Raw genomic sequence first — 25,204 nt, 5'->3', positions numbered from 1 at the left:
GGCCTAAGCCTTCTACAGTTGGATGGCGGTTGCCCGACGACACTGCTAAACAAGATTTGCGTTTCAGCAACCTCAACGTTTGATTGTCAACTTACGTAAAGTTACTTATGGCTTTAGATAGATTCCGTTAAGAAGTTGGCTATACCTTTAGATAGAGTTGATAATCTGATCCAGATTGACTCAGTTGCCATTGGGTGAGGAGTAGCGTTGTGAGTAAACAGTCTCAGTTGAACCGTTCCAACCATCGAGCGATCACCATGCTAATCCGTTCTATGTTACAGCGCTGGTCTGGCTGTTTGGCTGGTACAGCGTTGATGACGGTATCTGTCGCCAGTGTCGTGCCAGAAGCCGCGACGGCTCAAACTGCGCCCCTCAATCCCACGCTGGATGTGGGTATTGTGCAGCGGTTTGGGTCGAATTCAAATGATGAAATTGTGTTGCAACCGCTGACGGGCGATCGCCTTACGCTTAAATTCAAAACCGCCAATCAAGAACAGTCCGTCGTTACCAGTAACAGCGTTAAGCTCAACATCACGCCGCAGCAATTAGCAGAACCCGTTGTTAACGAGCGGGTGGTTCTTAGCACTCACCGCAGCTTTGAAAGTGCCGAAGATAGCGCGAATCAATGGAAAGCACGCGGAGTTGAGGTCGAGCTGGCTCAACCGCGACAGTGGCAGGTTTGGGCGAAGCGAGACACTTACAAAACACCGCTATTGCGGCGGCTGTTGATGCAAAACCTGCGCTCTAACGGGTCAACCTCTGCCTTTGTCGATACCCAGGTGCAATATCAACAGCCAAAGGCGGCCTTCACAGTCAATGGCTATCGCTACGAGCGAGATGAACTGGAAATTACGACGGCAAACAGCCGCACTCAGGTCACATTCAACCGAGATGAGCATGGTCGTCGGCTCTATGCTGGCAGTCTGCGGCTTCAGACCAACGCCTATGGTACCTACACCCTGGTAAATCAGGTGCCGATCGAAACCTATCTGCGGGGTGTGGTACCTCACGAAATTGGGCTAGGTGCGCCTCAAACCACCATTGAAGCGCAGGCCGTTTTAGCACGCACCTATGCCCTGCGAAACGTCCGGCGGTTTGCGATCGACAATTACCAACTCTGCGCCGATACTCAGTGCCAGGTGTATCGGGGGCTAGAAGGGGCGGCTCCTGCTAGCGATCGCGCCATCACGGCTACTCAGGGGATGGTCTTAACGTACCAAAACGAGCTGGTTGATGCCCTGTATTCCTCCACCACAGGCGGAGTAACGGCTCCATTTAGCAGCGTGTGGAACGGCCCCGATCGGCCCTATCTCAAAGCGGTGGTTGATTCGGTGCAAAACGTGTGGGATTTGTCTCGCGATAGCCTGGCCGATGAGGCCAATTTCCGTGCTTTCATTAACAGCAGAACCGGGTTTAACGAAGAAGGCTGGAATATGTTTCGCTGGCGCGTCGAAAATACCCTGCCTAAAATTGCGGCTGATTTGAAGCAGTATTTGCAGAACCAACAGCATCCATTGGCTAACTTCACGACCATTCAGCAGCTAGACGTTGTGGAACGATCGCCATCCGGACGGGTTCAACGCATCGCCGTCCAAACCGATCGCGGCAAAGTTGAACTTGAAAAAGATGAAATTATGCGCGCGCTCTATGCTCCCAACAGCACGCTGTTTTATCTAGATCCCATCTACGAACCAACCCCAAACCAGGGAACGGCGGCACCGTCTGCCCAACCAGCTTCTGTGGATACGGCTCAGGCCAATCCAAGCCCATCTCCTGACCCAGCACGGGTATTGAAGGGCTATGCCTTTGTGGGGGGTGGTCTGGGGCATGGCGTAGGGATGAGCCAGACAGGTGCTTATCGCCTGGGCGATTTGGGTTGGTCGAGCGATCGCATTCTCAGCTTCTACTATCCAGGAACCCGTCTTGAACCGTTAAATAGCAGCATCACCTTCTGGCGAGAGCCAGAAACATCTGACTCCCTGGCAACGACAACCAAATCCAGGTTGCAGTCCAAACCGCAAGCAAAGGTACAGTCCCAGGAAAAGACAACCCGTCAACCCTCTCAACCGAGCCTGATACCTGGCCTTAATCAGGCTCTCGATGATAAAACACCGCTTCGTCCTCGCCTCTAACTCGGCAACATCCTGTGAGTGGCGCAGCGAGCATACGCCAGCGTTTGCCAGGAGCGCTCATCCCTTCTCGAAGAACAGACCAATATAACGTATGGCTGTAGAGGCTTTGATGATTAGACCTCTACAGCTTATTCGTAGCAACTGTTTCTTGAATAAGCACGACAAGGCAGGAACGTATGTGACGTTCCTGCCTGTAAAATTATTTGCCCACACGATCCACTGGTTAGCAGGTTCCAAATGAGCAAATGTACTCTGGTAGCTGCTATGAAAGAATGTAGCGCGAAAAGAAATTCATGAAGAGGCAGAGAAACTCAGGACTAAAAGGAGTTCCCTGTCTCAAACAAATTGAGGATTTAGTACAGTTCCTCTTCTTGGTGCGTCAAAATGGTGCAGTCAGACGTGGGATAAGCAACGCAAGTCAAAACGTAGCCCGCTTCAATTTGATCGTCATCCAGGAAGGATTGGTCAGATTGATCGACTGTACCGTCTTTCATTTTGCCAGCACAGGTAGAGCAAGCCCCTGCACGGCAGGAGTAAGGCAAATCGATGCCTTGTTCTTCAGCAGCATCCAAGATGTACTCATCGTCAGGAACTTCGATGGTCGTGTTCAATCCTTCAGCTTCGTTGATCAGTGTGACCTTGAAAGTCGGCATGCAACAATCCTCTCAATAGTTCAAACGGCAGTAGAGTTTACTCCGCAGCATCCTTTATATCTCGCTTTTGCGTTTTTTGCTAAAGCGGAAGTCTGCTTTTTGAGCTACCTCTCATTTCGATACTACGGGAAAACTTAAGGTCTGTAACGTCCGATCGGCAGAGGAGACGTATGGTATTCGTAATCAAATTGCTTAAATTAAGCCTAAATTACTTATACATGCCCTATTATTGCCTCGCTGATTCTCTACGGCAGGCCAGCAAACACCTATCAAGTTGGAGACCCTGCAACGTAAAAGGAGCCGAGCAATCAATCACTTGAACCATCCGTTTTTCTAACTCAAAAGCCTTTAACAAATTAGCAGCAATTATCAGTGTAATAGACAACAGTTATTCATCTGGAATTACTCGCCCAGCCATTAATTTGTTTCGATTAATAGGCTCTGGTCGTGTAGCAGAAACGCCCGATCGCTAGAAGTATCTAAGAGGATGTCTTAAAAGTGCTAAGCTCCAACTCGAACCGCCCCTTAATCCCCCAATTTTGGCTTCGACGTGAGCGCTCAGCCGAACGGAGACTCCCGAATCAATTCTGTTTCAAAGTCCCCCAATTTTGGGGGATTTAGGGGGCTAATTTAGAATGTTGAGCCATTCTCAGATACCCTCTAAGCAAAAGCTGTTGACTGAAACGCTGGGATTGATCGGTCACACAGATAACGAATCGAATTGATCCATTCAAACCATAGACTATGGATAATAGCCAGTGGTGATCTCGATTCTTGAAAATGCAACCTCTGAATGTTGGTCTCGTTGGCACAGGATACGCAGCTAAGCTCAGAGCTGAAACCCTCCAAGGCGATGCCCGATCGCGTCTGGTTGCCGTAGCGGGTCACGCACCGGAAACAACAGCTACATTCAGCCAAACCTATGGCGCACAGGCAATGGAATGGCCAGAACTAGTACAGCAGCCTGAGATCCATCTGGTCATTGTAGCGACGGTTAACCGCGATCATGGCGCGATCGCTCGTGCAGCACTTCAAGCGGGAAAGCATGTCGTACTTGAGTATCCGCTAGCGTTAGACGTTGCCGAGGCCGAAGCGTTGATCCAGCTAGCTTCTGCCCAGGGTAACCTCTTGCATGTGGAGCATATTGAGCTGCTGAGCGGCATTCACCAGGCGATCGCTACCGCATTACCTGCAATCGGCACCCCCTTTTATGTCCGCTCGACCAGCCTAAACTCGCAACATCCTGCGCCACAAAAATGGACCTACAATCATGAATTGTTTGGGTTTCCGCTGGTCGGAGCCGTTTCCCGCATCCATCGGCTAACTAATTTGTTTGGCAGTGTAGCCACCGTGAGCGGGCAGGCTCGGTTCTGGGGTAATTCTGGTTCACAATACAAGTCCTGCATTTGTACAGCGCAGTTAAAGTTTGCCAGTGGACTGGTGGCAGACGTGACCTACGGCAAGGGAGAAGCCATCTGGCAGAGCGATCGCCGCGTTGCAATTCAAGGAGAGCAGGGAGCGATCCTGCTAGAGGGGGAACAGGGAAGCTTGATTCAGGCAGATCAAACCACGCCGCTAACCGTGGGTAGCCGACGCGGACTGTTTGCTAAAGATACAACGATGGTGCTAGACCACTTAACTGGCCATACGCCTCTCTATGTCACGCTAGAAGACAGTCTGTATGCGCTCAAAGTGGCGGATGCCGTGCGGCGATCGGCAGAAACAGGTAAAACAATCGAGCTATCATCAACGCCCTAGCAAATTAGGAATGCCCTCACACCCGCCCGGAACCGTTGCTCTGGTGGCAGAACCACCCCAGGAGCAACAATAGTAGCGCTGCGCTTCAGATAGGCGTTTAACCCCGGTCAAATTGGCATTCTCAATCACAGCGCCCGTGTGGGCACCCGTGGCATAGTCGGGAACAACGGTACGGCTGCGAGGGGTTGCCGATTTGGGGTGACCATAATACAGCCGCGTGCCCATCATGTCCGATCCAGATAAGTCAGCATCACATAGAATAGTTCGCGCCAGATTGGTCTTGACCAGATCACAGTCGTGCAGGTTGGCTCGAATTAAATTGGCTTCGCTCAGGTCGGTCCAACGCAGATCGGTGCCCACCAGGTTGGATGCAGCCAGCATCACTCCCAGGTCAATTACCCGCACTCCATAATCTCGATCCTCTTGATAGCCGCCCTGCCCATCCAGAATGGCTCGTCCTAACAAACTGTCGCGCTTCAGCGGGGTTAGCAACTTAGAACGAGACAAAAACCGCAAAACCTTGGCTTTTCCTCCAGCATCAACGCTGCTAAGAATCGCTGCTGTGCGCCCTTCTGCGATCGCCCGTTCCTGGGGCCAGTCTTCGAGCAAGCCTTCTGCATCCAACACCAGATCCGAAATGCCTTGAAAGTACGAGTCAATGGTTTGTTGCTGGGTGATGACGTTTTGCTGAATGGTCAAATCTTTGGAAATGACATACTGCCGCCACGCAACATAAACCGCAATAATGGCAATTAGAATCTGCCCTAGCGCTCCTAACACTTCGCCCAACGCACCGATCGCATTCCAGTCGAGTTGACCAAACCAACCGGCACTGCGTTGAATCACCCCTGTGAGTTGCAGGATGCCCCAGGTAGCGGCAAGGGCACCAATAAGCCCGACCGTAAGCGATCGCTGTTCTTCCGAAAACAGCTCCATGATCACAGAACGGCTGGCAACCCAGAGAACCCGCAGCGATAACAACAGCGTCACCGTAGCCCCAGCTATTCCCAGCCAGAGATTGGGCAGAACTAGCCCCACAATCATGATGGCGATCGCTATCAGCGTGATCAAGACCAGAGGTGGTTGCCTTGGCGCAAGCTTAACGGCACCCTGCGAGGTAGAGATGCGGGTGGATGAAACACCATCTGGCAATACATTCAGCGCTACATCCGACTGAATTTGGTCGTCGGCGGGAACGGTTTCGGCTGTAATGGAGTCTTGAGAATCAGCCGTTGAAGAGGTTGCCCCATTTGAACGATTGGTAGATGAGTCAGTTGAAAACGACTCCGTTGCGGGCATGGATGATGAGCTGGGTCGAGATGAATCGGCTGGTTTCATGGGTGTTGAGGTCAGACCAGTAGGGGCGAGAGTGCCTACATCTCTTTAGGATAAGCTGACAAACCATGCCGTCATCGTTTTCGCCCATCATTTACCGCAATTGATGCTAGATGGTTGGGAGTTGTCCGATTCTATGATGCGCTTCTCGCTTGATTTGTCCTGTTTGGATGGCCTGGTAAAGAGTCTCAAGCGCGGTGAGGTCAGTACATTGATAACCACGAGTTTCGAGAACCTGGCGAATCAGTCCCTCAGACTCGACGCTGAGATACCCGGTTTGAAATGCCGATTTGACAAGCTTGCTAATCATGGTAATGAGGCATCTTTTGGTGTCTATCTCCCCTACATTTAACTATCCGCCATCGATCCCGCTTACCCCTTGATTCAGATCGGCCAAACTGTGTGATACTGTCATCCACAAGGTTGTGATACTCATCACCGACAGATCCAGATGTATGGGTTGAGTTAGCACTTAACCCGATCGATCAGGCTGTGGTCTACGGTAGGGTGAGCTTTGTTAACCGGGCGAAACATTAATTTCTTGGAAAATTCGAGCCAAGTCTTATCTTCTGAAGGCGTCATCGCGTAAGATTTGGGCAAGCTTTGTGCAAATCAAGAAATTCTTCGCTTAAACCGTTGGATTTTGCAGGTGTAGTGTAGGCGGAGTTTGAGGAGTGGCTGTGATGTCTGATCACAATGGAACTGTTGATGAGATCTGTCAATCGTCGGTGGTTGAACTAGCGAAATCTGGAGATTTTCGGGCAATCGCCTATTGGCTGAATGTTTATCTTGCCCCCCAGGAAATCTACGTTCGCGTGGGTGCAGACCGACCAGGATATCTGCTGGTGTTAGCCGAATTTGACCGCCGACCCGATCGCGATCGCCTGCTGCGCTTTATTTGTCATCGCCTCTGTAAGCTAAACTCCGGGCTGATCGAAGGAGTACGAGTCATTACCAAGTTTATTGGTTCGTCTGACATTCTCTGGGATCATTCAGTGCGCCTGATAGCGACTCCGGACGGAAGGCAGATTTACTCGTCGGCAATGGGTTCACAGCCACCTCAACGCCCCCTGACCCTGCAACCCGTCTCAATGGAGCGGGCAACCGAGATAGCAACTGAATCAGTGCAATGGGCAACCGACTCAGTCAATCGCCTGACACACTATGCAAAGCAGGTGAAGCGATCTCATGCGGTGGCGCTGGGTGGTTCCGCCGCCGCCGCGTTTGTGATTGGATGTAGCTTTGAAGCGCTGACCTATGCTCCGGCTCCGATCGCCAGCACCCAGTTGAATGCTCCTACCCGCAATACGGCAGCGTTGACCGCAATGCCATCGGCACTGCAACCCAATGAAGTGCAGACGGCGGTTGATAAAGTGCCCGTTGCTCAACAAGCGGTGCTCGATCCTCACGATCCAACCGTGACGCTGTTGTTCAGTAGCGACACGGCCTTAGAGCCAGCCGCCGCCAACAGACGATGGTTGCCGCGATCGTCCGCTTCAGGTATGGAGGTGTATCAGCAGGCCGATGTAGCAATGGCTAATCTGGCTAAGCCGATCGCCCCTCTGTCTGTGTCCTCGGCAACGGACTCTACCCAATCATTAACGGCTCAGGCGCTTCGAGCCAATGGAGTGGATGTCGTTAACCTGGCCAGTACGAAACTGGTGCAAGACAGCAATGTTGCTTTAATGCAAACTCGACACGCGCTAGAGCAAGCCGGGGTTCGTGCTGTGGGTGCCGGGCGGGATCAGCAACAGGCGCGTCGTCCCGAAATTCTGGATGTTAAGGGGCAGCGAATTGCTTACCTGGGATACTCCGGGTCTGATTTGCAGCCCGCCCGCACCGATTTAGCAGGGATTAATTTTGGCTCTTACATCCAACTGGAAGAAGACATTCGTGCCATTCGTGGGCAGGTCGATTGGGTAGTTGTAAACGTTCGCTGGAATCAGGATCTGCAAGAGTATCCAGCCGAATGGCAGGTTGAGCTGGCGCACCATGCCATTGATCAGGGAGCTGATTTGGTGGTCGGCCACCATCCGGATGTGCTGCAAGGCGCAGAAATTTATAAAGATCGGGTCATTGCTTACTCCCTGGGTGACTTTATTTTCACCGACAGCAGCGCTTCCAGCAGTGACTATGACACAGCGGCACTAAAGGTAGCGATTCGCGATCGCCAGATGCGTCTGGAGTTTTTACCCGTTCAGGTGCGGCAGTCGAAGCCAACGGTGACCAGTGGCGACGACGGGGCAGCGATCTTAAAGCGGATCGAAGCGGCCTCGGCTCGCTTTGAACAGCCCATGCAGTCTCCCCTGGTTTTAGATGCCAAGATTGCGCCCGTGCTAAAGCATTCCTCTCCCGAAGGGGCGACCGATTCATTTATTTCGTTCCCATCCGATGCGACGACATCCGGCACACCCGCCGCAATCAGTCAACCGGAGGACAAGAGGGTTACCCCGGCTCCATCGGGTGCTGAGGAGCGACAGTCTCCATCATCACCGCCAGGACGCTCTACGGCTTCATCTGGTGCGGATACAACCTCAGTAGAGGCTGGTGTTGATGCTGCTCCTTTAGACGATGAGTGGAGTGAGGGGGATAGCTGGGAATCGCCTGATACGGACGAGTATGTAACGGACGAGTATGTAACGGACGAGTATGCAACGGACGAATATGTAACGGACGAATATGTAACGGACGAGTATGCAACGGACGAATATGCAACGGACGAGTATGCAGATGACTACTACCTGGAAGAGTCTGACCCCACCGCATGGGAAGAACCTGTCTCAGACGAATTCACTGAAGCCTATTAAAACCATGAGGATTCGATTTAAATCGAGGTGATGTTCGCTTTTCGGTGCAATGCCAGACTAGATTGGTAGAAGCAGTGCGGTAAACGGAGAGAGCACCTGTGTTTGCGATCGCCCTTAAACAGCAGCAATACAAAACCTACATTCTTTCTGACCAGTTGGCTCAAACCCGGCTGGAAGTAGTACCAGAGCGGGGAGGCATCATCACCCGCTGGCAGGTGCAAGGCAAGGACATCCTGTATTTAGATGAAGCAAGATTTGCCAATCCCGAACTATCAGTACGGGGAGGAATCCCCGTCTTGTTTCCCATCTGCGGTAACTTGCCAGACAATACCTACAGCCACAACGGCAAGACTTACACCTTAAAGCAGCACGGCTTTGCCCGAGATTTGCCCTGGACAGTGACCGATCGCATCACCCAGGAAGCAGTCGCCATTACGCTAACGCTTAGCAGTAACGATCAAACTCGTGCTGTTTACCCGTTCGACTTTCAGTTGATTTATACCTACCGACTACAAGGCAACACCCTCGAAATTCAGCAGCGGTACAACAACCATTCAGCCGACCCAATGCCCTTTTCTACGGGGCTACACCCCTATTTTGAGGTAAGCAACAAGTCGCAGTTGCAGTTTGATATTCCAGCCAATCAATATACGAACCAAATCAACCAAACCAGCCACCCGTTTCTAGGTGGGTTTGATTTTGACCTGGATGAAATTGATGTAGCGCTGAAGCCACTCTCTCGCCAATACGCCTGCGTCACAGACAGCGATCGCCAGCTTCAACTCCAGCTAGAGTATGACCCAATCTACTCAACCCTTGTATTTTGGGCCGTTAAGGGCAAAGACTATTACTGTCTGGAACCGTGGAGCGCACCGCGTAATGCGCTCAATACAGCAGAAGACTTGACCTACCTCAACCCAGGGGAAAGTTTAGAAGCGATCGTGCGGATTAAGGCGGCCTTGCTCTAGCTACCGTTACACCACGGCAGCGCAACAAGCAGCGCCTGCAAACAACGATCCAGGTCAAAAGATTCTTTGAGGTTCGCTGCTACAACGTCAAAAGATGTGATACCTTTGTAAAGGTGAATTTCCCAAATGTTTTTGGGTCGCTAACTCAACGGTAGAGTACTCGGCTTTTAACCGAATAGTTCTGGGTTCGAATCCCAGGCGACCCATTTTTTCAGGTAAGACAAGCGGTAATGGTGCAGTGGCACTGGACCAATGGCCTGTCGGTGCGGGGCGATCGCATCCGCACGGGTCGCAGAGCAACCCGGCTCTAACCCCTGCTCTGAACCATTGCAAACGTCCCGCCTATTTCCCAAACCGGACGCTGAACGGTTCCAGCTTCACTGACTTTGATGAGCATAAATGCTCAGAAAGATTTATACTGACTGTTAAAGTGATCCGGTTGGATGTTTAGAATTAAGCGATCTGTGAGATACATTCGCGATACTGCGGAAAGTATCTTAAGATTGTCGTAAGCATTCAGTTTGTTATTTCAAAATCGCTGACAGTATCCATTAGGAGGAAAATTTATGGCGCTTGTACCAATGCGGCTGCTGCTCGATCACGCGGCTGAGAATGGTTACGGCATTCCTGCCTTCAACGTTAACAACATGGAGCAGATTCAGGCAATCATGCAGGCTGCTCATGAAACCGACAGCCCTGTGATTTTGCAGGCGTCTCGTGGTGCTCGCAAGTACGCTGGCGAAAACTTCCTCCGTCATTTGATTTTGGCTGCGGTGGAAACCTATCCACACATTCCCATTGTGATGCACCAGGATCATGGCAATGAGCCTGCAACCTGCTACTCGGCTATCAAGAATGGCTTTACTAGCGTCATGATGGACGGTTCCTTGGAGGCAGATGCCAAGTCTCCTGCTAGCTACGAATACAACGTTGCTGTGACTAGCGAAGTGGTAAAGGTCGCTCACGCGATCGGCGCTAGCGTTGAGGGCGAGTTGGGCTGCCTCGGTTCACTAGAAACCGGCATGGGCGAAGCCGAAGACGGTCATGGGTTTGAGGGCAAACTCGACCAGTCTCAACTGCTGACCGACCCCGACCAGGCGGTTGACTTCGTTGAGAAGACTCAGGTTGACGCGTTGGCAGTGGCGATCGGCACCAGCCACGGTGCTTACAAGTTCACCCGCAAGCCGACTGGTGAGATCCTGGCCATTAGCCGGATTGAAGAAATTCACCGTCGTCTGCCCAACACCCACCTGGTCATGCATGGTTCATCTTCTGTTCCAGAAGATCTGCTGGCATTAATTAACCAGTACGGTGGTGCTATTCCTGAAACCTACGGTGTACCCGTTGAAGAAATTCAGAAAGGCATCAAGAGCGGTGTTCGTAAGGTCAACATTGACACCGATAACCGTCTGGCGATCACGGCTGCCGTGCGGGAAGCGCTGGCTAAAGATGCCAAGGAGTTTGACCCCCGTCATTTCCTGAAGCCTTCTATCAAGTACATGCAGAAAGTTTGTAGCGATCGCTATCAGCAGTTCGGCACCGCTGGCAATGCTAGCAAGATCAAGCAAGTCTCGGTGGATGAGTTTGCCGCTAAATACGCGAAGGGCGAGCTATCGGCCGTTACCAAGAAGACTGTTAACGTCTAACCTTTAGCCGTTCTCGAACCACTTTGACTGAGTAATCAAGCATCCAGGAAAGTACCTTCCTGGATGCTTTTTTATGCGTTTTTGCAAGTGTCATTTAAAAATTACCTAAAAATTGAGCCTACCCCTGGCAGGTTTCACTATATTGATCGCTGTAGGTGAAGAGAATAACTCCCGTTCAGCCGGAGGATTCCCCAGTATGAACACCGGAATCGATCTTCAAGGTAGCTTTGTTGATGCGCTAACCAATTTAGGGTTGCCCTACGGAGTCGCCAAAGTGGTTTGGATGCCCTTGCCTATGGTGCTTATCATTATCATGGCAACCCTGTGGGCATTAGTTTCAACCTGGTTAGAGCGCAAGGTATCCGCCGCCGCCCAGCAGCGAGTTGGTCCGGAGTACATGGGTCCCGTTGGGATGCTGGTTCCCGTAGCAGACGTACTTAAACTGCTGGTTAAAGAATCCACCATTCCCAACCAAACCGACCCGTTGCTGTTTAGCATTGGCCCGTTACTGCTGTTTGTTCCAGTATTTTTGTCTTACTTGATTGTGCCCTTCGGTCAAAATCTAATCATTTCAGATATTGGTGTGGGTGTCTTCCTATGGATTTCACTCTCCAGCATTGTGCCAATTGGGCTGCTGATGTCTGGCTATTCCTCCAACAACAAATATTCTTTGTTGGGTGGGCTGCGAGCGGCGGCACAGTCCATTAGCTACGAAGTGCCGCTAGCCTTAGCAGTATTAGCGGTGGTGATGATGTCGAATAGCCTGAGTACGATCGACATTGTTGAACAGCAAAACAGCTACGGCATTTTGAGCTGGAACCTGTGGCGACAGCCGATTGGGTTCATTATTTTTTGGATAGCAGCGTTGGCCGAAGCAGAACGGTTGCCGTTTGACTTGCCCGAAGCAGAAGAAGAACTGGTTGCCGGATATCAAACCGAATATGGCGGCGTTCGTTTCATGCTGTTTTATGGCGGGTCGTATGTGAACCTGGTTTTGTCTAGCTTGCTGGTTGCAGTGCTGTATTTGGGCGGCTGGGGATTCCCCATTCCAGTTGAGTGGATAGCGGCCTGGTTGGGGCTGAGTGAAACAACACCCTGGCTGCAAATTGTGGCGGCAACGCTGGGTATTGTGATGACGCTATTCAAGGCATATTTGCTGATTTTTCTGGCGGTTTTGCTGCGCTGGACCGTACCAAGAGTACGCATTGACCAATTACTCGACTTGGGCTGGAAGTTTTTGCTGCCGATTTCGCTGGTTAATCTTTTGCTGACAGCAGCACTGAAACTGTCCTTTCCTGGCGTGTTTGGCGGGTAACGTGTCGGTTTGGTTAATTGGTGGCTGAGAGGGCGATCGCTCTCCTCCCTTGCCCTGGAGCCATTCACCCTCAGATACGCGGACATAAATGCTCAGACGGTACGATGTTCCCAGACTATTAGGTTCTCAAACAGCGAACGCAAACCGAAAAAACCGCGATCACGGCCAGCACCTCAACCAATAGCTGAAACGGCAAAGGGGTAATAGCAAATCCCCAGATGAGGAAAATTGCGCCGGAGATAGCAGCGGCCAGACGCAGCACTTCCTCCTTAGTCTGCCAGCCAAACCAAACAATTCCTAATCCAAGCGCTAGAAACAACAGGTATCCCATTGATGATTTGAGGGTAACAGCGGGTGAAAGTTAGGCGACTTGGGCAGGGGGGCGATCGCGCAACGTTTCAATTTTAGGTCAACAGGAAGAGCAGAGAGAAGAGGCGAAACAGTCTGTTTCGCCTCTTCTCTCATCGTTTATCTCAGGTATCTCAGGTATCTCAGGTATCTCAGGTTCCTAGACCGTAACCGCCTTCATCTCTGTTTCCATCTCGGGCGTATACTGCCCCTGGCTAGCTGCGCTGTTGAGCTTGGCACGAATGTGGAACAACTGTTGGGCAGATGAAACATTCGCATCGTTCCCCTTCCATGCCTCCATAGCGGGTTGCTGTAACGCCCGCGCATAGGAAAAGGTTAGCGTCCAGGGCAACTCGTCTTTGAAGATGGCATTCATGGCGTTGAGATGTGCCGTCGCCCGTTCGGCACTTTGACCACCCGACAGAAACGCACAACCCGGAACCGCAGACGGAACACATTCCTTGAGGCACTTCACCGTTGCTCTAGCAACGTCTTCGACACTGGCTTGCTGAGGGCATTCTAGTCCTGAAACCACCATGCTGGGCTTCAAAATCATCTTGTCAAAGTCAACATCCTGAACGAAGAGCTGATCAAATACTACTTTCAGCACGTCTCGATGCACGTCGTAGCTGCGCTCTAGAGTGTGATTGCCATTGATCAAAACCTCTGGCTCAACAATGGGAACCAGCCCGCCTTCCTGGCAGAGAGCGGCATAACGTGCCAGTGCGTGAGCGTTGGTTTCGATACAGCTACGAGAGGGCAATCGATCGCCATCAATGGTATACACTGCCCGCCATTTCGCAAACCGTGCGCCCATCTGATAGTATTCGGCGATGCGATCGCGTAACCCGTCCAATCCTTCTGTAACCGTTTCGTTGGGGTGCCCCGCTAGCGGCTTTGCTCCTTTATCGAGCTTAATACCAGGAATGATGCCGATCTGCATCAGATGGTTCGCAAACGGTACGCCGCTTTTGGTCGTTTGTCGAATCGTTTCATCAAACAAGATGACCCCGCTCAAACACTCGTTAATACCGGGAGTGGTGAGCAACATATCCCGATAGGCGCGGCGCATTTCTTCCGTCGTTGGAATTCCTACCTGCTCAAATCGCTTGTTGCAAGTGCCATTGCTTTCATCAGCCGCTAAAAGCCCTTTACCTCTAGCCATCATTGCTCGTGCAGTGGCTGCAAGCTCTTGTGCGTACATTCCTTACGCCTCCTTTTGCGGTGTTTACTAAACTTCACTGCTATAACGCTTGTTGTGTAAGTCGATATCCATTCCGTATGGATTAGCAGCGTTGGCTCCAGAGAGCCTGATACTTTCAGTCTAGAGACTGAACCCTATTTGTGTGGTGAACTGGATGACATCCGTTGATGAATTTATTGAAGCTGTTGAAACAGCAGTTGCCCCAACTTCAGCCCCAAACACAGCAGAACAGAAGTCTTGTGACCGTCATCAGGTTATTAGATGGTGTTCCCGCCTGAACCTAACTAGAGACAGAAATAAACCCTGAGGCCAGCTTAAAACTGAGACAGATCGGCTTCGGTTTGCAGGTCGGGAGTCTCTCCTGGTGCAGCGGGTGCCTGGTCTGGCGTGGGCGGTAGCTCCTCTTGCAGCGCTTGCGCCAGTTGGGCTGGGGTCAGAGAACGAATCAGATTAAGCGGTAACGTTGCTCGACTAATGCTTCTAACGTAGCCCGCATTCAAATAAGCACGATATTCGGGTCGGTTTTGGGTATAGGTTGCAAAGAAAGCCAACCCCAACACGTTCAAATAGCTACGGGCAAGGGCAGGGTCAGGGCCAATCACCTGGGGCGGAATAGCAACAATTTCAGACTCAGGGTTAGGCACATCGATGGTTGAAAAATGAGTGCCCCCTTCCAGCATCAGCAAGTATTTGTCTGAACTGTTGAGCCAGGTAAATGGACGAATTTGTTCTGGCAGGGCAGGAGAAACGGTATCGGCAGTGCTGGTCACCAGCATGACGGGAATGTCGATCGCCTGAAAATCGGCTTCGCCCAAGATACTGCTGCCAATTGGGTTAACAGCAACGATCGCCTTAACGCGATCGTCTTTCAAGTCAACCGTCGGTTGGGGCAGCTCCGTTGCACGGCATTGCAGTAACAGCGACAGGTTAAACGAGTCGATGGGAGGACAATCGGTACTGAGCTGAGTAAAGTTGATTCCGCCTCCGGCTAAAGCGAGTGCCGTGTACCCACCAAACGACTGCCCCATCACGCCAACCTGCTGGAGATTGAGTTGCCCAAACTGGGATGGATTTTCGCGGGCAAAGCGTTCAAGCTGATCGAGCAAATAGGTGATGTCTAACGGGCGGTTGATAAACTCGTCGGGTGCCGTGACCTGGTTGGCACGACCGGAAACGAGCGACTGGAGCTGCTGGGCATTACTGCCGGGATGCTCTGGCACGGCAACCGCAAACCCGTACGATGCCAGATGGCGAGCAAAATAGGCAAAGGTGCTGCGATCGGAACCAAGCCCGTGGGAAATAACAATCACCGGAGTGGTTGATGCCGCCGCACTATTTTGAATGGGCAGATAGATATCAGCCGGAAACGAGCGATTGCGACGGCCATCCACCAACTGCATCGTTTCGGTGCGAAAAGCAAAGGGGCCAGGGTCTTCCAGGTCGGGCAGGAGGGCAAGCTCCGCGATCGACTCTGAGGCTTCCACCTCGGACTGTTGGGCGATCGCTGCCACCGCTTCCTGGGTTTGCCCAATCAGCGTTTCCAAACTGCTCAAGTCTTGTAGCGCTCGCGCCAGATCAATCCGAATCCCCTCTAGCGGAAACTGTTTCAAGACATTTAGTGGCGTTAACCCTTCCGGCTCGGCAGCAGCCAGAATTAATGCCGCACGAATAGCATAGAAGCCCGACAAATTAGATTCAGTGCGAATCACTTCACCCAACCGTTGCAGCAATGTTTCGCCCTGTTCGGTGTAGAGGAACTGCGACACAGCCACCACATCCAGATCAATCGAGTTGGTGAGAATATCACGCAACTGCACCAACTGCGCGTCATCAAAATAGCGGGTATACGTTCTAAGGCCGCCTTCAATTCTGCCCTCTTGAGCATAGGTTTCGATGTATTCGATCGGAATCGAGCGCTGAAGGGGACCATAGGAGATGATAATTCGCTCCGCCGCCAGTCCTGGAGACGCAAGAGTAGGGACGAGCCAAAGCCCTAGTCCCGATGCCAACCAACGGGGTAAGCGGTTGATGGTACGAAGCGCCTGAGACAACCCAACCGATTCACAATTGACTACATCAACAGAGGCAGAACGGTTCATAGGGGAGTGCGATCGCAAAATTACTGAAAGGTCTATATCAAGTTAAAGCCTGATACCGGATGTGATAATCGCTCGAATAGCGTAGTTCTAATCAAGCGTCAGAATCGATCGCAGCATCGTAGTAGAAGCTAAGGCATCGAGACAAGGCGCAATAGCAACCTGGCCTGCCACAGTCAGGACAGTACAGAAATGCAATAACCCTGGCATACCCTTACGAGGATGCAATTAATTCGAGAAAATCCGCTTCCGACAACAGGGTGATTCCTAGTTCTTCAGCTTTTTCTAATTTAGATCCGGCTTCTGCGCCCACAACCACATAGTTTGTTTTTTTACTGACGGAACCCGTTACTTTGCCGCCAGCTTGCTCAATCATGGCTTTCGCCTCATCTCGCTTCAGGGTAGGCAGCGTTCCCGTTAGCACAAAGGTTTTACCCGCCAGCGGTTGATTACCCTGAGGCTGGTTTGCCTTACTTTCGCCAGCAAGCTGCACTCCGGCGGCTCGTAATCGTTCAATTAATCGTTGGTTGGCAGGAACTTGAAACCACTGATACACCGACTGAGCGATTTCTGCTCCAATGCCGTTCACCTGGGCAATGTCGTCTGGTTGCGCTTGAGCCAGCGTTTCGACGGTGGAAAACTGGTCAGCCAGCAGTTGCGCGTTGACGCTGCCCACATGGCGAATTCCTAAGCCATATAGCACTCTAGCCCACGGCTGCCCCTGAGATTGCTCGATCGCCTCTACTAAGTTCTGTGCCGACTTTTTGCCCATCCGATCCACGGTCATCAGTTGCTCGGGGGTGAGTTCATACAGGTCAGCAACGGTATGAACCAGGCCGCGATCGGTAAACTGTTGCACCCATTTTTCACCCAGGCCGTTGATATCCATTGCGTCTCGCCCCACCCAGTGCAAAATCGAGCGGCGCAAAATAGCTGGACAGGACGTGTTGATGCAGCGGGTTACAGCTTCACCCTCTGGACGCACCAGGGGCTGTTCGCACTCCGGGCAGTGGGTGGGCAGTTGATAGGGGGTAGTATTGGCTGGCCGCAGGTCTGGCAGCACCCGCACCACCTCTGGAATAATTTCTCCTGCTTTGCGAACGATCACGGTATCGCCAATGCGGATATCCAGTTCAGCAATGCGATCGCCATTGTGCAGCGTGGCACGCGATACGGTTGTCCCGGCTAACTGTACCGGGCGCAGATCGGCCGTTGGGGTCACGGCTCCCGTTCGGCCAACGTTGACGCTGATATTTTCAACCACGGTTGGCGCTTCTTCTGCTGGATATTTAAGGGCGATCGCCCAGCGGGGAAATTTTTGGGTAAAGCCTAGCTGCTCCTGAAGCGCCAGCGAGTTGAGCTTTACAACAACGCCATCGGTGAGGTAAGGCAGTTCTAGCCGTTCGGTTGCCCAACGGTTGTAATACTCTTCGACTTCAAAGAGCGATCGGCATAACTGCCGCATTGGGTTAACTCGAAACCCCATCGACTGCAATGTCTCCAACGCATTCCACTGCGTCTCTAGCTGTAACGGTGGGGTCGCATCACTGCCTTCGGTGTTGGGAACATGCAGCGTATAGGCAAAAAAATCGAGCCGTCGTCTGGCAACAATACGAGAATCAAGCTGTCGCAGCGTTCCGGCAGCGGCGTTGCGAGGATTGGCAAACAGAGCATCGCCCGCCTGCTCGCGTTCCTGGTTGATGTATTGAAACACCTCCAGCGGCAGAAAGGCTTCCCCCCGAATTTCAACTCGCGGCGGTGGATGGTCAAGATTCAGCCGTAGCGGGATAGCGCGAATAGTTCGCACGTTTGGAGTAATGTCTTCACCCATTACACCGTCACCCCGGGTTGCGCCGCGCGTTAGCACCCCGTTCTCGTAGGTGAGCGCCAGCGCGTTACCATCAATTTTGAGTTCGCAAACATACTCAAACTCCGAAACGCCCGGAGCAACTCGCCGCCAGCGGTCTTGCCAACTGGCAAATTCCGCCAGGTTGAAGGCATTCTCTAAGCTGTACAGCGGTACGTTATGCCGGACTGAGGTAAATTGGGTGGCGGGTCGTTCGCCAACGCGTTGCGTGGGGCTATCGGGCGTAATTAGCTGGGGATACTGAGCCTCCAAATCTTGCAATTCTCGATAAAGCTGGTCATAGACCGCATCCGGCATATCGGGATTGTCTAAGACGTAATACGCATAACTGGCTCGCTGGAGCAGTTGCCGCAACTCGGCAACTCTTTGTTGCACCTCAAGAACTGCCTGTTCCACACGCCTCTCCTGCACGTTTCGATCGCTAGACTTCGCATTTTAGTTAGAGCGCTGGATGGCTGCCACCGAAACGAGAGCCAGCCATATCAACCAAGACGCTCAAATAGTTTAACGCTTGAGATGGGGAGCGATCGCCTGCTCATTTTGCCTGCTCATCGATCGCAGAAGGAGTGGGTGAATGGCCTCCAGGCCAGTTTCTCCAGGCGGCAGAGATAGCCTTAACTGATTTCTAATCTACCGTTAATGCGAACGGCACCTCTGCTTAATGTCCGTTTTTTATACTCCACGAACAACAAAAACAAAATGCAACGCGAGTGAGGAGCATCATGGTTCGTGGTGTAAAGTTAGGCTGGTTAGCCGCAGGGCTATTGGTGTTATCGCCTGCCGAGGCTGAAATGACTGCCTATTCAACCTTAAATGGAGAACCTCCACTGGTCATTGGGCACCGAGGAGCCAGCGGCTCGCGTCCGGAACATACGCTGGCGGCTTATCAGTTGGCGATCGAACAGGGGGCTGATTTTATTGAGCCAGATTTGGTGTCCACCAAAGACGGAGTGCTAATCGCTCGCCATGAACCCAACCTGATCGACACTACCAACGTTGCCGACATTGCCAAATTTGCCGATCGCCGCACCACTAAATCTGTAGATGGTGCCGAGCAAGAGGGTTTCTTTGCCGACGATTTCACCCTGGCCGAAATTAAAGAACTGCGAGCCAAGCAATCCCAACCATTTCGCGACCAGTCCTTTAACGATGATTATGCCATTCCAACCCTGGAAGAAATTATTAATTTGGTCAAGCAAGTGGAAGCTGAAACGGGGGTAAGGGTTGGCATTTATCCCGAAACCAAACATCCTACCTATTCTGATGACTTGGGGCTATCACTCGAAGAAAAGCTGATCGAGACACTGGTTGCAACCGAGTTCACCAACCCAGATCGGGTGTACATTCAGTCGTTTGAAGTGACTAATCTCAGAGAGGAATTGCCCCGGTTGATGGCCGCCGCAGGTATCGACTTGCCGCTGGTGCAGCTCTTTGACGAGTTTCATCTTCAGCCCTATGACTTTGTGGTGAGTGGCGATCGCCGCACCTATGGCGACTTAATCAGCCGCGACAGTTTGAGCAATTTTGTCTCAACCTACGCTGATGGAATTGGCCCCTGGAAGCGATCGTTTGTGTTGACGGAACCCATCGAGCCGCCCATTGATGCCAATGGCGACGGGCAGCCAGAAGTGACAGAACGGCTCACAGGTGAAGTGCTGCCAGTGATTGCAGACGCACACGCCGCCGGATTAGTGGTACATCCCTATACCTTCCGCAACGAGGAACGCTATCTCACTGTGGATTATGACGGCAACCCATTCACCGAATACGAACAGTTTTACAACCTTGGAGTAGACGGCGTTTTTTCAGATTTTCCTGCAACAGCGGTAGCAGCACGCGATCGCCTCACCCAGGCTGGCTCATCAACCCCATCTGCCCACCAACCGCAGTAGGTCACTACCAGATCAAATCAAGCCAGATCAAATCAAGCTTGAGATGAACCTAGGTTGTGCAGGGGCGTAGTCATTGCGTCTCTGCACAGGTCACTGTAACGGGTTGCAAAATTGTCCACATCGGGTATCCTGGCATTCAACTGACGTTGTGTTCGCAGGGGTTAAGGATGAAGGTTTGGTTGACGTGTTTTCTGCTGCTGTTTGCGATCGCAGAGCTGTATCAGTGGATCACCAATACGGGTTGGATGAGTCATTTTCATCTGCCGCTTCCGGTGCTAATGCTGGCCGGAGCCGGGTTGGCGATCGCTTCTAACTACGACAAACAGGCAGGTTTGCCGTGGCAGATGTACACCCGTCTGACCCAACCCTCAATTGCACCCAACGCGCCGTCAACAGCACCCGCAACGGCGGCTCATCCCTCTCAAGCGGCTGATTCCGCCTCCGCTGCCTTCAATCCGTCGCAGCAAAACCGCTCGATTTCCTTCACCATTCAGAAACCGAACACACCACGTCCATAACCCCTGGAACCGCCGCCAGCGGTGACGCAACTACCGCCCCATATTGCGCTTCAACTGTTCCAGTTCTTCCTCTGTTTCCCATTGCCTAAAGGTGGCTTCTAGCGGGTCGGCAGGGTTAGACGACCCAAACCGATAGCCCTGGTTCCAGCCGCTGGTTTGCCACTGCTGTTCGCCTTTTTGACTGGCGCGAGCGGCTTCTGCCTCTGCCACCTTCACTTTCACTTCCTGGCGGCGGGTCTGGATTTGCTGGTGCAGAGCGATCGTTTGCTTGATTCGATCGTTTAACACCTGCATCTGTCCCCAAAGCTGGTTGCCCTGGCTCAACAGTGCCGCTTCGCGTTCTTCAGCCGGTTTGACCAGATCCAACCGATTCACCGACTTTGCTTTTTCAATGCGAATGTGCCAGCGCTGAATTTCCTGAGCCGTTGACAAAATCTCCTCTTCTAGCTGTTTCTCTCGTCGCTGCAAGTCTCCTAGCAGCCGTGTCGTTTCTCCTTCTTGCTGCCGCAGGTTCTCTTCTAGAGCCTGTAGCTCCAGATGCGGGTTATTTCGCAAAAATTCCTCTAACCGCATTTCCAAAAAACGGCTGAGGTCTTCAAACAAGCCCATTAGGGGAAAGTCCTTCTGAGGTACGCCCTCTTAGATAGTAGCAAGGGACGATCGCTGCCAGCGCTATCGCCATCACATTCATAGTTCCAACAGGTCTGCTGGAACCATTCGACTAGAACAATTGCCCAACGTAGATCGATCGCACTTCACCGTTACGCCGAACGATCGCTTCTTGATTAGCGATCGATACTAACGTCCAGCCGCTCGACCCAATGCCTTCGCCAATGTAAACGCGCTGGGGAGTGCCGTTGACTTCAAACAAAGCCGCCGAGCGATCGCCCAATTCAAGCACGCCAATCAACACATGCGAAGGAGACGGAGCCGCATTGGGTGCTGCCGCGATATTTTGCGGAGATGCCGCCGGAGCCGGAACCGACGCGGCTGGGGCATTAACAGGCGGAGCCGCTGGCGCTGTGCCGCCAGGAAGCTGGTTAAAGAGCTGAGGCGGCTGGTAAACCGGAATGTACACGCGCTCTAGCACTGTAGGGGGCGCAGCGGCCACCGTAGAGTTGGAAGCTGGGGTAGGAGCTGCACCATTGGCGGCTGGGGTGCTGCTGGTTGAGCCAGGAGATTGGCGGCTGGCAACGGTATCTCGCTCAATGCGGTCGAGCGATCGCTGCACGTACGTTGCAAAAGTTTGGTCGGCGGTAGCGGGGTCAGGTTGGGTTGCCACTGGCGCATCAGACGGGTCGGCAGCCTGTTGCAGACGGTTTTGCAGAGCAAACCAAACCACTCCAGTGGCTATCAATGAGGCGCAAGCCGCCGCAAGCAACAGCCCATCAAAAGACGTGTTAGCGCCCCGCCGCCGTTCAGCCACTTCTACCGCTTCAGCGTTGATCTCGGCCAGTTCGGTACTGTCTACGGTGTCTACTGCTGCTGGCCGCTGAGCCAGTACGGGCGGCAATGCTATTTCCGGGACTGCGATCGGCTGTAACGACACATACTCTGGTTCGAGCGGCTCAGAGGGCAGCTTTCCACCTCGATCGAGAACGTGATCAACCTCTTCGAACAGCTCGTCCATCAAATGATTGGCATAGGCTTCGACCGAGGCATCTTGAGAATCTGCGTTTACCTGGAAACGGGCATGCTCAAAGTTAGAGGATGGTGCATCCTCATAATGTGATGCATCTAACTCGGATACATCCAACTCGGGTATATCTAACTCGGGTACATCTAAAACAGGTTGGTGAGTGCTGGAATTCTGAGACATAATTTACTGACTGAGTCGCGATCGCATTACAAATCGAGCGGTGTCTTTAAAGCATCTCGCCCAGAATGAAAAGTAGTGGCGGGCGTTGAACAGCAACCGCATCACGTTATAGGAGCACCCAAGCAGCCTCAGCCTTAGCGAGGTGTTGCAAGCTATTCAGAACCATTCAGGAATAGTTTTCCCAGTTTAAATTCATCTTGCTTGACTGAATGACTAAAATTTAACAGCATAGGTGGCAATCTGTACTCGTTGTCAATTAAATTAACTGCTAAAACTTAACTACCAAACCTATTTTTGCGTCAGATAAGGACGGCAAACAGAGTACTTAGTACACACGTTCTACGTATTTAGACTTTCAAAAACTAAGCAACATGGAAGAGAACGAAACCTCACGTTACAAACTATTGCTGATTGATGATGATTTTAATTTGGTGATGCTGACCAAGGACTATCTTGAGTACAAGGGCTATGAAGTCATCACAGCAGAAAACGGCGTGCAGGGAATTGAAGCGGTTCTCCGAGAAAAGCCTGACCTGATTATCTGCGACGTCATGATGCCAGAAATGAACGGTTACACCTTTGTTGGCAAAGTTCGAGAAGATCCTGAGACGCAGGGAATTCCGGTGTTATTTTTGTCTGCGAAGGGGCAAAGCAAGGATCGGATTGATGGGCTTAAAGTGGGTGCAGACGTTTATATGGTCAAACCATTCGAGCCAGATGAACTGGTGGCACAAGTAGAGGCTCTGCTCCACCGTTAGCAGCACATTTGCCGGAGCGCCCGTAAATGTTGCGCGCCCCTCCATCCAGAGACGTGCAAACGGTTAAACAAAATATGTTCCTTGTAGCAGAATTACATCTTCCCGAAACCAGCTACCATGATTGGCTCAAGGATGCTCCACTGGCTGAGATGTGCAACGTCCTCTGGCGCTAATGGCTGCACACCTAAAGTGGCTAGCACAGGTAGACGAAATAAGAGGATAGATAGTAATGGGTTCCAAGAAAAAGGCCAAAAAGAAAAAATCGAAGAAGAAAAACGATCGCAACGACCAAAATATGTCGGTTCTGGGCAGTAGAGCCAGCGAGATTGGCGCAGCGATCGCGGGTGCTGTTGTGGCTGAAGTTGCTCAAGCAACCATCAGTCGCCTATCTCAAAAGGCCAAGGACAGCGAAACGGCTGAGCAGGTGCGCGAGTCTGTAGTAGATGCAGCAAATGCCGTTAAAGATGCGATCGCTGACAACAATCTCTCGGCTCAAGATGCCGTTGACGCAGTTAAGGGAACGGCTGGCGATATTCGCCCTGCCGTCAAAAAAGCGATTAAAGCGTTTCAGGGAAATACCAACAACGCACGCCAATCTGCAACTGCCGTGTTGGAAGGGGCAGTAGACACCACCAAAGGCACCATCAAGAAAGCAGCCAAAAATGGCAAGAAAAAGGCGAAAAAGGGGAAGAAATCCTGAGGATGAAGGGAGCGCAACCACGCCGGAGTTCTCGAATTTCATACCATCCAATACTTGAGGGGGCGTTGCAGTACAATGCCCTCGCCTACATGTGCCTCAGATCAGCTTAAAGGCGATACCTGGGGCAAATCAGAGGATTGATCGAGGTTACTCATATTAATCACATCAACATTCCCTGTGGTGAGAAACCGCAGGGTTTCTTGATATAGACTTTGCCAAAAGCGGTTACTCATCCCCTGGCTAACCTCGGTTGGATCAACCATCGGGTGAGGCACCATATCTTCGGCCAGGTACATGAACGATCGATGCCCCTGTTCATACCCACCAATCTTTTTAAGAAATTGTTGGTTGGTTTGAATATCGGCAGCATCTTCGTTTTGCGTCAGCACCAGGAAGGTGGGAATATCCCTGAGCGTGGCTAAGTTTTTAGGATCAAGCACAAAGCTACTGCCAAAGCGATCGGCGGCAGTGAGGGCACCTACCGGAAAGCGTAAATCGGGGTCCCATCCCAGTTCGTTAATATCCAGCGGGCCTGCCAGGTTGACATATTGACGGCGCTCTTCCCCATAAACCCTGAGTAGCGGTGCATAGGCAACGACCCGCTGAATCCGCTCTGGTTTTGCTGCGGCTAAACCAATGGCAACCGCGCCACCGACCGATAGCCCTACCGTGAAAACGGGGCCAGGGATTGACTCTAGTTCATTGAGCCGATCGATCGCATCGGTTAAATACTCCAGATGAGACGACGTAAAGTAGCGATCGAATTCAGGATCGTTGGGCTGCTGAATGGCCAGGGCAATGTCTAATAAGCGAGGCTCGATCGCAACCAAACGAGCCATTAAAGCCAATCGTTGTCCGTGTCCGGGTCTGGCAAAGCCTTCTGGATGGGCAGCCAGGTTACTAAAATAGACCTGCAACACTGGGTCTTCTTGGACTTTTTGTTTCAACGGAACGGCAATTTCTGGAATCAAATCAACTTGAGGCCAGTTTTTATCGGGGGATGCCAACGCATGACCGGCCAGCGTGGCCTGATAAACATTGAACCCATTCCGAAACAGGTAATCAGCGAGTCGCCAGGTTTGGTGGGGTTTTGCGCTAAACCCGTGAAAGAGCAGCACGGTTCCCCGAATCGGTTCGCCTGCGGCATGAAACAGGTAATAGGGGTAGGCTCCCTCTCGACGCTCAGGGTGAGAAACGATGCGCTGGACATAGGTGTCGATCGCCTGTTTTGCTTGTGCAATTTGGTCGGCGGTAGGAGTGATAGTGGGGTCTGGTGAAGTCATCATAGAAATACGTTGCACAGGGCAAATTCCACTCTGCTAGGTCAGTTAAAAGGATGCAATACCCTACGACACGATGGTACGACTGCACGTCAATCATGCTTTAGC

At 51.9% G+C, this 25,204-nt stretch carries 20 protein-coding genes, 1 tRNA gene and 1 pseudogene; 12 read left to right on the top strand and 10 right to left on the bottom strand.

The features are described 5' to 3' along the window. Positions 1 to 209 precede the first annotated feature (209 nt). A complete protein-coding gene (locus tag IQ268_RS05040; RefSeq protein ID WP_339383555.1) occupies positions 210 to 2,132 on the top strand; it encodes a SpoIID/LytB domain-containing protein in 1,923 nt (640 codons plus the stop codon). A gap of 353 nt (positions 2,133 to 2,485) precedes the next feature. On the opposite strand, the gene IQ268_RS05035 is transcribed toward IQ268_RS05040, so the two are convergent. Then, positions 2,486 to 2,785: a ferredoxin gene (locus IQ268_RS05035; protein WP_193876180.1), complete on the bottom strand. Its 300-nt coding sequence runs from the start codon at positions 2,783 to 2,785 to the stop codon at positions 2,486 to 2,488. Between the two features lie 780 nt (positions 2,786 to 3,565). Here IQ268_RS05035 and IQ268_RS05030 point away from each other — a divergent pair. Further along, positions 3,566 to 4,543 carry a Gfo/Idh/MocA family protein gene (locus IQ268_RS05030; RefSeq protein WP_193876178.1) on the top strand — a complete coding sequence of 326 codons (978 nt, stop codon included), beginning with the start codon at positions 3,566 to 3,568 and terminating at the stop codon, positions 4,541 to 4,543. On the opposite strand, the gene IQ268_RS05025 is transcribed toward IQ268_RS05030, so the two are convergent. Next, the gene (locus IQ268_RS05025) at positions 4,532 to 5,881 is read right to left on the bottom strand and encodes a pentapeptide repeat-containing protein (RefSeq protein WP_228035096.1); all 1,350 of its coding nucleotides are present in this window, start codon (positions 5,879 to 5,881) and stop codon (positions 4,532 to 4,534) included. The genes IQ268_RS05030 and IQ268_RS05025 overlap by 12 nt on opposite strands. A gap of 106 nt (positions 5,882 to 5,987) precedes the next feature. After that, positions 5,988 to 6,188 (bottom strand): hypothetical protein, encoded by a 201-nt coding sequence (locus tag IQ268_RS05020; RefSeq protein WP_193876176.1) that lies wholly within the window; start codon positions 6,186 to 6,188, stop codon positions 5,988 to 5,990. 373 nt (positions 6,189 to 6,561) lie between these two features. On the opposite strand from IQ268_RS05020, the gene IQ268_RS05015 reads away from it, so the two are divergent. From IQ268_RS05015 to nuoH, 5 genes are all read left to right on the top strand, one after another. Next, complete coding sequence (locus tag IQ268_RS05015; protein WP_193876174.1) at positions 6,562 to 8,685, top strand: CapA family protein; 2,124 nt, start codon at positions 6,562 to 6,564, stop codon at positions 8,683 to 8,685. A gap of 98 nt (positions 8,686 to 8,783) precedes the next feature. Continuing rightward, positions 8,784 to 9,653 carry an aldose epimerase gene (locus IQ268_RS05010; protein WP_193876172.1) on the top strand — a complete coding sequence of 290 codons (870 nt, stop codon included), beginning with the start codon at positions 8,784 to 8,786 and terminating at the stop codon, positions 9,651 to 9,653. A 134-nt stretch (positions 9,654 to 9,787) separates the two neighbouring features. Continuing rightward, positions 9,788 to 9,859, top strand: a tRNA-Lys gene (locus IQ268_RS05005). 360 nt (positions 9,860 to 10,219) lie between these two features. After that, on the top strand, positions 10,220 to 11,299 hold the full coding sequence (gene fba / locus IQ268_RS05000; protein ID WP_193876170.1) for a class II fructose-bisphosphate aldolase: 1,080 nt from the start codon (positions 10,220 to 10,222) through the stop codon (positions 11,297 to 11,299). Positions 11,300 to 11,495: 196 nt separating this feature from the next. Continuing rightward, entirely contained in the window at positions 11,496 to 12,614 is a 1,119-nt protein-coding gene (nuoH, locus tag IQ268_RS04995) for an NADH-quinone oxidoreductase subunit NuoH (protein WP_193876168.1), read from the top strand. Positions 12,615 to 12,732: 118 nt separating this feature from the next. On the opposite strand, the gene IQ268_RS04990 is transcribed toward nuoH, so the two are convergent. The 4 genes from IQ268_RS04990 to ligA all read right to left on the bottom strand — a co-directional run bounded on the left by IQ268_RS04990 (position 12,733) and on the right by ligA (position 18,525). After that, positions 12,733 to 12,945, bottom strand: a complete 213-nt coding sequence (locus IQ268_RS04990; protein WP_193876166.1) for a hypothetical protein — start codon at positions 12,943 to 12,945, stop codon at positions 12,733 to 12,735. A gap of 177 nt (positions 12,946 to 13,122) precedes the next feature. Beyond that, the gene (locus IQ268_RS04985) at positions 13,123 to 14,166 is read right to left on the bottom strand and encodes a class I fructose-bisphosphate aldolase (protein ID WP_193876164.1); all 1,044 of its coding nucleotides are present in this window, start codon (positions 14,164 to 14,166) and stop codon (positions 13,123 to 13,125) included. A 314-nt stretch (positions 14,167 to 14,480) separates the two neighbouring features. Next, positions 14,481 to 16,265 carry an alpha/beta hydrolase gene (locus IQ268_RS04980; RefSeq protein WP_193876163.1) on the bottom strand — a complete coding sequence of 595 codons (1,785 nt, stop codon included), beginning with the start codon at positions 16,263 to 16,265 and terminating at the stop codon, positions 14,481 to 14,483. A 211-nt stretch (positions 16,266 to 16,476) separates the two neighbouring features. Continuing rightward, positions 16,477 to 18,525, bottom strand: coding sequence for an NAD-dependent DNA ligase LigA (ligA, locus tag IQ268_RS04975; RefSeq protein WP_193876161.1), 2,049 nt, complete (start codon positions 18,523 to 18,525; stop codon positions 16,477 to 16,479). A gap of 326 nt (positions 18,526 to 18,851) precedes the next feature. Between ligA and IQ268_RS04970 the strand changes: the two genes are divergently transcribed. Both IQ268_RS04970 and IQ268_RS04965 read left to right on the top strand, forming a co-directional pair. Continuing rightward, the gene (locus IQ268_RS04970; protein ID WP_193876159.1) at positions 18,852 to 20,021 is read left to right on the top strand and encodes a glycerophosphodiester phosphodiesterase; all 1,170 of its coding nucleotides are present in this window, start codon (positions 18,852 to 18,854) and stop codon (positions 20,019 to 20,021) included. A gap of 167 nt (positions 20,022 to 20,188) precedes the next feature. Beyond that, positions 20,189 to 20,539 (top strand): hypothetical protein, encoded by a 351-nt coding sequence (locus IQ268_RS04965; RefSeq protein WP_193876157.1) that lies wholly within the window; start codon positions 20,189 to 20,191, stop codon positions 20,537 to 20,539. A gap of 30 nt (positions 20,540 to 20,569) precedes the next feature. Here the strand turns inward: IQ268_RS04965 and IQ268_RS04960 are convergent, their stop codons facing one another. Beyond that, positions 20,570 to 21,148, bottom strand: a complete 579-nt coding sequence (locus IQ268_RS04960) for a TIGR04376 family protein (protein WP_193876155.1) — start codon at positions 21,146 to 21,148, stop codon at positions 20,570 to 20,572. A 112-nt stretch (positions 21,149 to 21,260) separates the two neighbouring features. Beyond that, positions 21,261 to 22,358, bottom strand: a complete 1,098-nt coding sequence (locus IQ268_RS04955) for a hypothetical protein (protein WP_193876153.1) — start codon at positions 22,356 to 22,358, stop codon at positions 21,261 to 21,263. A gap of 371 nt (positions 22,359 to 22,729) precedes the next feature. On the opposite strand from IQ268_RS04955, the pseudogene IQ268_RS04950 reads away from it, so the two are divergent. From IQ268_RS04950 to IQ268_RS04940, 3 genes and pseudogenes are all read left to right on the top strand, one after another. After that, positions 22,730 to 23,107 (top strand): annotated as a pseudogene (locus IQ268_RS04950) (response regulator transcription factor); the annotation flags it as partial. A 35-nt stretch (positions 23,108 to 23,142) separates the two neighbouring features. Continuing rightward, positions 23,143 to 23,289, top strand: coding sequence for a hypothetical protein (locus tag IQ268_RS04945; protein WP_193876149.1), 147 nt, complete (start codon positions 23,143 to 23,145; stop codon positions 23,287 to 23,289). 56 nt (positions 23,290 to 23,345) lie between these two features. Next, entirely contained in the window at positions 23,346 to 23,816 is a 471-nt protein-coding gene (locus IQ268_RS04940; RefSeq protein ID WP_193876147.1) for a hypothetical protein, read from the top strand. Between the two features lie 101 nt (positions 23,817 to 23,917). Here IQ268_RS04940 and IQ268_RS04935 read toward each other — a convergent pair whose 3' ends face one another. Further along, positions 23,918 to 25,102 (bottom strand): alpha/beta hydrolase, encoded by a 1,185-nt coding sequence (locus IQ268_RS04935; protein WP_193876145.1) that lies wholly within the window; start codon positions 25,100 to 25,102, stop codon positions 23,918 to 23,920. Positions 25,103 to 25,204 lie beyond the last annotated feature (102 nt).

The organism is Oculatella sp. LEGE 06141 (genome assembly GCF_015207605.1).
Lineage (GTDB): Bacteria > Cyanobacteriota > Cyanobacteriia > Elainellales > Elainellaceae > Oculatella.
This window is presented reverse-complemented; position numbering and strand designations above follow the sequence as displayed.

Bases quoted from the DNA above. Each gene is read 5' to 3' on its own strand.
- IQ268_RS05035 (WP_193876180.1), bottom strand. From the start codon at position 2,785: ATGCCGACTTTCAAGGTCACACTGATCAACGAAGCTGAAGGATTGAAC.
- IQ268_RS05030 (WP_193876178.1), top strand. From the start codon at position 3,566: ATGCAACCTCTGAATGTTGGTCTCGTTGGCACAGGATACGCAGCTAAG.
- IQ268_RS05025 (WP_228035096.1), bottom strand. From the start codon at position 5,881: ATGAAACCAGCCGATTCATCTCGACCCAGCTCATCATCCATGCCCGCA.
- IQ268_RS05020 (WP_193876176.1), bottom strand. From the start codon at position 6,188: ATGATTAGCAAGCTTGTCAAATCGGCATTTCAAACCGGGTATCTCAGC.
- IQ268_RS05015 (WP_193876174.1), top strand. From the start codon at position 6,562: ATGTCTGATCACAATGGAACTGTTGATGAGATCTGTCAATCGTCGGTG.
- fba (WP_193876170.1), top strand. From the start codon at position 10,220: ATGGCGCTTGTACCAATGCGGCTGCTGCTCGATCACGCGGCTGAGAAT.
- nuoH (WP_193876168.1), top strand. From the start codon at position 11,496: ATGAACACCGGAATCGATCTTCAAGGTAGCTTTGTTGATGCGCTAACC.
- IQ268_RS04990 (WP_193876166.1), bottom strand. From the start codon at position 12,945: ATGGGATACCTGTTGTTTCTAGCGCTTGGATTAGGAATTGTTTGGTTT.
- IQ268_RS04985 (WP_193876164.1), bottom strand. From the start codon at position 14,166: ATGTACGCACAAGAGCTTGCAGCCACTGCACGAGCAATGATGGCTAGA.
- IQ268_RS04980 (WP_193876163.1), bottom strand. From the start codon at position 16,265: ATGAACCGTTCTGCCTCTGTTGATGTAGTCAATTGTGAATCGGTTGGG.
- IQ268_RS04970 (WP_193876159.1), top strand. From the start codon at position 18,852: ATGGTTCGTGGTGTAAAGTTAGGCTGGTTAGCCGCAGGGCTATTGGTG.
- IQ268_RS04965 (WP_193876157.1), top strand. From the start codon at position 20,189: ATGAAGGTTTGGTTGACGTGTTTTCTGCTGCTGTTTGCGATCGCAGAG.
- IQ268_RS04960 (WP_193876155.1), bottom strand. From the start codon at position 21,148: ATGGGCTTGTTTGAAGACCTCAGCCGTTTTTTGGAAATGCGGTTAGAG.
- IQ268_RS04955 (WP_193876153.1), bottom strand. From the start codon at position 22,358: ATGTCTCAGAATTCCAGCACTCACCAACCTGTTTTAGATGTACCCGAG.
- IQ268_RS04945 (WP_193876149.1), top strand. From the start codon at position 23,143: ATGTTGCGCGCCCCTCCATCCAGAGACGTGCAAACGGTTAAACAAAAT.
- IQ268_RS04940 (WP_193876147.1), top strand. From the start codon at position 23,346: ATGGGTTCCAAGAAAAAGGCCAAAAAGAAAAAATCGAAGAAGAAAAAC.
- IQ268_RS04935 (WP_193876145.1), bottom strand. From the start codon at position 25,102: ATGATGACTTCACCAGACCCCACTATCACTCCTACCGCCGACCAAATT.